The 8,034-nt window shown below is 69.8% G+C and carries 8 protein-coding genes and 1 rRNA gene; 7 read left to right on the plus strand and 2 right to left on the minus strand.

Annotation, left to right across the window (positions count from 1 at the left end):
- The first annotated feature begins 39 nt into the window (after positions 1 to 39).
- The 6 genes from DS843_RS08090 (at position 40) to DS843_RS08115 (ending at position 7,012) form a co-directional block, all read left to right on the plus strand.
- Positions 40 to 2,286: a hybrid sensor histidine kinase/response regulator gene (locus tag DS843_RS08090; RefSeq protein ID WP_149468362.1), complete on the plus strand. Its 2,247-nt coding sequence runs from the start codon at positions 40 to 42 to the stop codon at positions 2,284 to 2,286.
- Positions 2,283 to 3,395, plus strand: coding sequence for a chemotaxis protein CheB (locus tag DS843_RS08095; protein WP_149468363.1), 1,113 nt, complete (start codon positions 2,283 to 2,285; stop codon positions 3,393 to 3,395). Before DS843_RS08090 ends, DS843_RS08095 begins: the two co-directional genes overlap by 4 nt.
- Positions 3,392 to 4,192, plus strand: coding sequence for a response regulator (locus DS843_RS08100; RefSeq protein WP_149468364.1), 801 nt, complete (start codon positions 3,392 to 3,394; stop codon positions 4,190 to 4,192). The genes DS843_RS08095 and DS843_RS08100 overlap by 4 nt, the downstream gene beginning before the upstream one ends.
- A gap of 87 nt (positions 4,193 to 4,279) precedes the next feature.
- Positions 4,280 to 5,851: an ATP-binding response regulator gene (locus tag DS843_RS08105; RefSeq protein WP_149468365.1), complete on the plus strand. Its 1,572-nt coding sequence runs from the start codon at positions 4,280 to 4,282 to the stop codon at positions 5,849 to 5,851.
- 144 nt (positions 5,852 to 5,995) lie between these two features.
- Entirely contained in the window at positions 5,996 to 6,781 is a 786-nt protein-coding gene (locus DS843_RS08110; RefSeq protein WP_149468366.1) for a class II aldolase/adducin family protein, read from the plus strand.
- Between the two features lie 42 nt (positions 6,782 to 6,823).
- On the plus strand, positions 6,824 to 7,012 hold the full coding sequence (locus tag DS843_RS08115) for a 4-oxalocrotonate tautomerase (RefSeq protein ID WP_149468367.1): 189 nt from the start codon (positions 6,824 to 6,826) through the stop codon (positions 7,010 to 7,012).
- Positions 7,013 to 7,096: 84 nt separating this feature from the next.
- On the opposite strand, the gene DS843_RS08120 is transcribed toward DS843_RS08115, so the two are convergent.
- Positions 7,097 to 7,399: a hypothetical protein gene (locus tag DS843_RS08120; RefSeq protein ID WP_149468368.1), complete on the minus strand. Its 303-nt coding sequence runs from the start codon at positions 7,397 to 7,399 to the stop codon at positions 7,097 to 7,099.
- A 147-nt stretch (positions 7,400 to 7,546) separates the two neighbouring features.
- Between DS843_RS08120 and DS843_RS08125 the strand changes: the two genes are divergently transcribed.
- The gene (locus DS843_RS08125; RefSeq protein ID WP_149468369.1) at positions 7,547 to 7,741 is read left to right on the plus strand and encodes a hypothetical protein; all 195 of its coding nucleotides are present in this window, start codon (positions 7,547 to 7,549) and stop codon (positions 7,739 to 7,741) included.
- Between the two features lie 220 nt (positions 7,742 to 7,961).
- Here DS843_RS08125 and rrf read toward each other — a convergent pair.
- Positions 7,962 to 8,034: ribosomal RNA gene (gene rrf / locus DS843_RS32150) — 5S ribosomal RNA — on the minus strand; the annotation flags it as partial.

Raw genomic sequence — 8,034 nt, forward strand, 5'->3', positions numbered from 1 at the left:
CGAAGGCGCAAGCGGGGACGGGCGGAAGGCGCGGGCGCCATGAACGACATCCGCACGCGCCTGCTCGCCGCCTTCGACCTGGAGCACAAGGAGCATCTCGCGGCCATCCGCGAGTCCCTGCGCGCGGTGGAGAAGGACCCGGCGCATCTCCCCGATCTGGTGGAGATCCATCGCCGCGCCCACAGCCTGAAGGGGGCCGCCCGCGCCGTTGATCTTCCGGAGGTGGAACGGCTGTCCCACTGGCTGGAGGCGGCCTTCCTCGCCATCCAGCGCGGCACGGTGCCCTTCGACGCGGCGGCACGCGACGTGGTGCGCCGCGCGCTGGACGCCATCGAGGACGTCGTGGCCTGGGCGACCCGCGGAGGAGGCGAGGTCGACGTCGCGGAGGTTCTGGCCGAACTCACCCGCATGGGCGGCGAGGGCGGCGGGCCGGAACCGGTGCAGCGCCGCCCGCCTCCTGCCGCTGCCAAGGCTCCCGGGCCGCGCCCATCCGCCGCCGCCGAGAGCGCGGCGCTGGTCCGCATCCGCAGCGCCGGGCTGGAGCGGCTGTTCACCGCCGCCGCCGGGCTTCTGCCGGAAATCGAGAACCAATCCGCCCTGGTCACCGAACTGCGGGAGCTGCGCGGCGAATGGCGCGCGCTGGAGCGGAGCTGGCACGCCATGCGCCCCCGCCTGCTCCGCGGTTCCGCCGATCCGTCCGGGACCGGAACCGCCCCCGGAGCCGCCCCCGGAACCGCCCCCGGAACCAGTGACGACGTGGCGGTCCGCCTGTCCTCCTTCGAACGGCGCTTCCGCGCGCTGGGCGCCTCGCTGGACGCGGCGCACCGCGCCCATGACCGGCATCTCTGGTCGCTGCGCCGCTGGGGCAGCGGTTTCCAGGACGAGGTGCGGCAGCTCCGCATGCTTCCGGCGGAATCGCAGTTCAGCAACCTGGGCCGCATGATCCGCGACATCAGCCGCGCCCAGGGCAAGGAGGTTGAGGCGGACATCCGCGGGCTGGAGATCCAGGCCGACCGGGTGGTCCTGCAACGGCTGAAGGACCCCATCCTCCACATCGCTCGCAACGCGGTCAGCCACGGCGTGGAAACCCCGCAGGAGCGGGTCGCGGCGGGCAAGCGCGCGGCGGCGACCGTGCGGTTCGAAGCCTCGGTGGTCGGGCGCCGCCTCGTCCTGCGGGTGGAGGACGACGGGCGCGGCCCGAACCGGGAGGCCGTCGCCCGCCAAGCCGTGGAGCGCGGCCTGTTGAGCGCCGAGGAGGCGGAAGCCGCTCCGCCGGAACGGCTGATGGACCTGATCTTCGAGCCCGGCTTCTCCACCGCACCCACCGCCAACGAGTATGCCGGGCGCGGCATGGGCCTCGCCATCGTGCGGCGGGAGGTCACCCGGCTCCAGGGCTCGGTGACGCTCGCCGCGCGCGAGGGCGGCGGGACCGTCGTGACGGTGGAGGTGCCGCTCAGCCTGCTCAGCCAGCGGCTGGTCTTCGTGGCGGTGCAGGACGACATCCTGGCGCTTCCCAGCAACGATGTGGCCCATGTGCTGCGGGTCCCGGCGGGCGACCTGTTCACCGACCTCCCCGCACCGACCATCCGGCTGGAGGAGGAGGACGTGCCGGTGACGCCGCTGGCGGCGCTCCTCGGCTATGACGGGGCCATGCCGCAGGGCAACGGGACGCCGCTGGCCCTGGTGATCCTGCGTTCCGCCGGGCGCCGGGTCGCGCTGGTGGTGGACGCGCTGATGGCCACCCGCGATTCCGTGGTCACCCCGGCGGAGGAGGTGGGGATCGACGCCGCCCGCTTCCTCGGCACCGTCCTGATGGACGACGGCTCGCCGGCCCTGGTGCTGAACCCCGCCGCCCTGTCGCCCCGCCCCGGCATGGCCCTGCCTCCGCTGGTCCGGCCGCTGGACGAGACGGCGCGGCGGCGCCCGCACATTCTGGTCGTGGACGATTCGATCACGACGCGGACCCTGGAAAAGAGCATCCTGGAGGCCCATGGTTACCGGGTCACGCTGTGCGTGGACGGGCGGGAGGCGGTCGAGACGCTCGGCGAACTGGAGGACGTGGACCTGATCATCAGCGACGTGGAGATGCCGAGGATGGACGGGTTCACCCTGCTCCAGACCGTCAAGGGCAACCCCATGACCTCCGACCTGCCGGTGATCCTGGTCACCTCGCGCGCCAGCGACGAGGACCGCGAGCGCGGTCTGGACCTCGGCGCCGACGCCTACATCGTCAAGACCCGCTTCGACCAGAACGAGCTTCTGGCCGGCATCCGGCGGCTGCTGTGACCGGCTCCCGCAAGATCCGCGTCCTGGTGGTGGAGGACTCGCCGGTCGTGCAGCAGTTGCTCGCGCATGTCATCGGCGAGGACCCGCGGCTGGAACTCGCGGGCATCGCCGCGTCCGGCGAGCAGGCGCTGCGGATGGTCGAGTCTCTGAAGCCGGACGTGGTGTCGCTGGACATCCGCCTGCCGGGCATCGACGGCTTCGCCGTGACCACGCGGCTGATGCGCGACCATCCCGTGCCCATCGTCGTCGTCGCCTCCGACGTGCGCGACCTGGACATCCCCATGCGGGCGCTTCAGGCCGGCGCGCTGGCCGTGGTGGAAAAGCCGGGCAGCATGGCCCGGGCCGACTACCAGACCGTCGCGCGGCATCTCTGCACCCAGCTCACCATCATGAGCCAGGTGAAGGTGATCCGGCAGCGCGGGCGCCCCCGGATCGGCAACGGCAACGGGGACGAGGATGCCGGCGGCAACGGCGGACGGGAGAAGGCCGCCCCGCCGCCCACGCTCCCGCCCCTGCCGCCGTCCGGGGCGAAACGGCAATTCCGCGCGCTGGGGATCACCGCCTCGACGGGTGGGCCGGCGGCTCTGGTGAAGCTGCTGCGCGGGCTGCCCGTCAATTTTCCCCTGCCCGTCTTCGTGGTGCAGCACATCGGCGCGCCCTTCGTGGCGGGCTTCGCCTCCTGGCTGGGGTCGGTCACGCCGCTGCCGGTGGCGCTGGCCTCCGACGCGTCCTATCGGCCCGGCCACGTCTATGTCGCCCCCGGCGAGGTCCATCTGACTGCCGAGCCCGGCGGGATGCGGCTGATCCACGGCGATCCGGTCTGCGGCCAGCGCCCGTCCGGGGACGTTCTGTTCACCTCCCTGGCCTCGGCCTTCGGCGCCGCGGCCATCGGCGTCCTGCTGACCGGGATGGGGGAGGACGGGGCGCGCGGCCTCACCGACATGCGCCGGGCGGGTGCCTACACCATCGCGGAGCACGCCTCCACCGCGGTCATCCACAGCATGCCGGGGACCGCGGTCCGGCTGGGAGGCGTTACCGAGGAGCTGCCCATCGACAAGATGGCGGCCCGTTTGCTGGAACTGGTTTCGACGGGAGTGGAGCCCTCATGAGCGGACCCAGGGCGTTGATCGTCATCGCCTCGCAGACACAGGGACTGCTGCTGAAGCTGATGCTGGAGGAGCAGGGCATCGAGGCGAGTTGCGTCGAAACGGTGGAGCCCGCGGTCGCGGAGCTGTCGCGCCGGCCCGTCGACCTGCTGATGGTGGAGGCCGACGGCGAGGCCGCCCGCACGCTGGCGGAACTCCGGCGGCGGTGCCCCGCCCCCGCCATCCTGCTGGGGCCGGTGGAACGGGCCGCCGGGTCCGGCGTCCCCGCCGACGTGCACTGGGTGGACCCCGCCGATTCCCAGGGCGTGGTCCAGCAGGCCATGGCCCTGCTCGACCGGCGCAACGCCCCGCCGACCGTGGCCGACATCCTGCGGCGCGCCCGCATCCTGGTGGTGGACGACAGCGCGACCTACCGCGAGTTCCTGCGCGCCGAGCTGGAGGAGGACGGCTGCCACGTCGTCGCCGCGCGCAACGCCGACGAGGCGGTGGCCGCGCTGGAGGACGGCGGGCTGGACTGCGTGATCCTCGACCTCGTGATGCCCGGCACCAGCGGCACCCAGCTCTGCGAGCGGTTCGACCGGTTCCGGCGGCGGCGCGGCCTATTCTTCCAGATCGTGATCCTGACCAGCCAGGAGGGCGACGACCGGCTGACCGCCAGCCTGACCGCCGGGGCCGACGACTTCGTCGGAAAGTCTCAGCCCATGGAAATTCTGAAGATCCGCCTTATGGCCCTGCTGCGCCGGAAATACATGGTGGAGGACCATCTCAACCGCCTGTCCCACCCACTGCCTTCCGCATAGGAACATAGGGCTTTCAGGCGATTTCATCCAACGCACACCAAAGGTTAAGGTGCTGCACCTCCAGCTCAAGCGGTTAGAGAGACCGACGTGACGCCCCGGCACAAGAACAGGACCAGCATCGATGCCGCGCCAGCGGAAACGGAGTGCGTCGACAACGCGCTGCGGATCTGCCACGCCGCCGCCCTGCCGGCCTTCGTGCTGACCGGGCCGCCGCACGCCGCCACGCTCTTCGCCAACCCGGCCCTGTGCAGCCTTCTCGGGAAGGAGCCGTCGGAGGGCGGGTGCCCCGCACCGTCCTGGTTCGGCCCGGTCTGGCCGGCGGTGCTGGGCGCCGTCGATCCGCTGTTTTCCGGCGACACCGAAGGGCCGGTCAGCGTCGAGCTTCTGCCCGCGGGCAACCTCGATCCCGTGGCCTTTCAGGGTGTGCCGCTGATCCAGGGCGGGCAGACGGTCGGCGTGATGGCCATGGCCGCGCAGGCGGAGCCCGACGACCGGGCGATCGCCCGCATGGAGCGGTCCATGCGCGCCGAGATCGAGCGGACGACCGCCGCGCGCTCCCGCTTCCTGGCCTCGGCCAGCCACGACCTGCGCCAGCCCTTCCAGGCGATGCGCCTGTTCCTGGACGCGCTGTGCAGCCAGATCGCCGACGAGAAGGCGCTGAGCACGGCGGAGATGCTGGGCAACGCCATGACGGCGGGGGAGCGGCTGCTGAACGCGCTGCTGGACATCTCCACGCTGGACGCCGGCACCGTCACCCCCGACCCGCAGCCGGTCGCCCTGGACGAGCTGCTGGCCCAGCTCGTGGAGGAGTTCCGTCCGCAAAGCGAGGAGAAGGGCCTGCGCCTGCGCGCCCGCCTATGCCCCGGCACGGTGGAAACCGATCCGGTGCTGTTCGGGCGGGTGATGCGCAACCTGCTGACCAACGCCATCCGCTACACGCGGCACGGCGGGCTCCTGCTCGCCATGCGGCGGCGCGGCAACCGCTGGCGCGTCGATGTGTGGGACACCGGCTTCGGCATTCCCGACGAGCAGTTGACCGCCATCTTCGACGAGTTCCACCAGCTTCAGAACCCCAACCGCGATCCCACCCGCGGGCTGGGCCTCGGCCTTGCCATCGTGCGCCGTCTGGCGGAGCTTCTCGGCCTCCAGGTGGAGGTGCGGTCCCGCATCGGGCGCGGCACCGTCTTCTCCGTCACGCTGGAGGCCGCCGCTCCCCAGGCCGAACCGCCGCCCTGCCCCACCGCCGCCCTGCCCACCGCCTCCGCCGGCCCGTCGCTGACCGGAATGACCGTGCTTGCCGTGGACGACGAAGCCATGGTGCTGACCGGCCTTCAGATGATCCTGGAAAGCTGGGGTTGCACGGTCGCCGCCGCGGGGGACATGCGGGAGGTCTTCGCGGTTCTGGACGGGCTGCCGGACCCGCCGTCGGTCATCCTGACGGACCTGCGTCTGCCCGGGAAAGTGTCCGGCTTCGACGTGATCGACCGGGTCCGCCGCCTGTACGGCCATCCGATCCCCGCGGTGGTCCTCAGCGGCGAAACGGCCCAGAGCGCCCTTCTGGAGGGCCAGCGCCGCGGCTGCTCCTTCCTGCACAAGCCCCTCCACCCCGGCGACCTGCGTCAGGTTCTGGAACAGATCCGGGAGGACAGGGGGGAGTAGGACGATGACCCGCGCTGGATTTCCCCACGCTGGATTTCCCCACGCTGGATTTCCGAGGTCCGGAATAGTCCCCGCACCGAGCTTGGACCGCCGCCCCGCGCCATGCGAAGCTGCGCGCCCTTCAGCAGCCAGCGGGAGCCGGATGTGGCAGACAGCAGCGGATCATTCGTCCATGCGGGACCACGCGTCACCGGGACCGGCATCGGCGATGCCGAATGGCGGGCGCGGGTCGATCTCGCTGCATGCTACCGGCTGGTCGCGGAGCGCGGCTGGGGCGACCTGATCTACACGCATATTTCCCTGGCCGTGCCAGGGGAGCCGGGACGTTTCCTCATCAACCCCTTCGGCCTGACCTTCGACGAGGTGACGGCCTCCAACCTCGTCAAGATCGACATCGACGGCGCCATCATCGGTGACAGCCCCCACGAGGTGAACGCGACCGGATTCGTCATCCATGGAGCGGTCCATGCGGCGCGCGAAGACGCGCGTTGCGTGATGCATCTCCACAACGAGGCGGCGGTGTCCGTGTCGATGCTGAAGGACGGGTTGCTGCCGCTGTCGCAGCACGCTTTGCGCTTCTACCGCGACCTTGCCTATCACCGGTACGAGGGGCTGGCGCTCACCGAAAGCGAGAAGGTCCGCCTCGCCGCGAATCTCGGGACCTGCCGGGCGATGCTGCTTCACAATCACGGCAGTCTGGTGACCGGCCGCACGGTGGCGGAGGCCTTCTGCCTGATGGACATGCTGGACAAGGCTTGCCGGATGCAACTCGCCGCACAGGCGACCGGCGCGGAACTGGTGTTGCCGTCGGCGGAGTTGTGCGAAAAGACCTTCCGGCAGCTCACCGCCGATCCGGAGCCGGAAGGCGAGCTGGAATGGCCGTCGCTGCTGCGACGCCTGGATCGGCTGTGCCCGGATTACAGGACCTGAACTGCCCGGACCGCGATCCGCAACAGAAGGGATGGAGTACCGATGCCGCTCATCAACGTTCAGCTTTTCGAGGGCCGCACACCGGAACAGAAGCGCGCCTACGCCAAGGCGCTCACCGATGCGTCCGTGGAGGTGCTTGGCTGCAGCCCGGAGGCGGTCGACGTCATCTTCCACGACGTGAAGAAGAGCGATTGGGCCAGCGGCGGGAAGCTGTGGTCCGACGCCGATTAAGGCTTCTGTGCCCGGTGCCCATGCGCTGACTGCTCATCGCATAGGCACCGGAGCATATTTTAGGCAGGACGGTAAGAGTCGCCGTCAGACGGCACCCACCGCTCTGCCGGTCAGACGGTAGACCGCGGTGGCGACCGCCCGATCCTCGCTGTCGCCGACATCCATCCGGCGGTCGATGTAGTTGCCGAGAAATTCGACCAGCGCGTCGCGGGCGACCGACTGGACCCACTGTCCATGCCCGCCAAAGGCTTGCAACGTCCAGAACTCCGAAGCCATCAGCGCGGAGCGTACGGTCTTCGACGAACCGTCCCAGTGGGACCACAAGAAATCGATGGCACTCTGAGCGACCGTAATCACCAATCCGGCATTGATTCCGCGTGACGCCATCGTAGTCTCCATCTCAGCCAACCGAGCGGGCGCTCGTGAACAAAGCCGTGTTCAGCAAAAGCAATGCCAAGGAGACGAAGAGAGAAAGCCGTACCACATTCGGACGCGGGTCACCGGGTATCCAAACCAATATTGGGAGGAATGGCCATGAATGCGCAGGAAGAGCAGCGGGCGCGCGACGCGCTGAAATGCATCGACCGGGATCTCGATGCGCTCGACATTCAGATCGCCGCCGTGCAATCGACCGATCGCTCCGGTGCTTCCCTCAACCAATACATCCGCGTCCGGGACGCCCTCCTGACCGAGGCCCAAGCGATTCTGGCCCAACTCGACACCCGCTGATCCCCCGTCTGCAACCGTCTGCACTTTTTTTGTCCCCTCCCCCGCCTTCGGCGGGGAGGATCAGCGAGGGGACCCAACTCCAGCACCCCGAACACGACGAAAAGCCGGCGCTTCCCTTGCGGAAAAGCGCCGGCTTTGTCGTTCATGAAGCCGATTGTCAAGCGAGTGTACAACGTTCCGCTGCGTCCGGACCGGTTTTGGTCGGGCGTGTGCCGTGGTGACCTGGCGGCGACCTACTCTCCCACGTCTTGAGACGCAGTACCATCGGCGCTGAGGCGTTTCACGGCCGAGTT

This window comes from Roseomonas genomospecies 6, assembly GCF_008365375.1.
GTDB lineage: Bacteria > Pseudomonadota > Alphaproteobacteria > Azospirillales > Azospirillaceae > Azospirillum.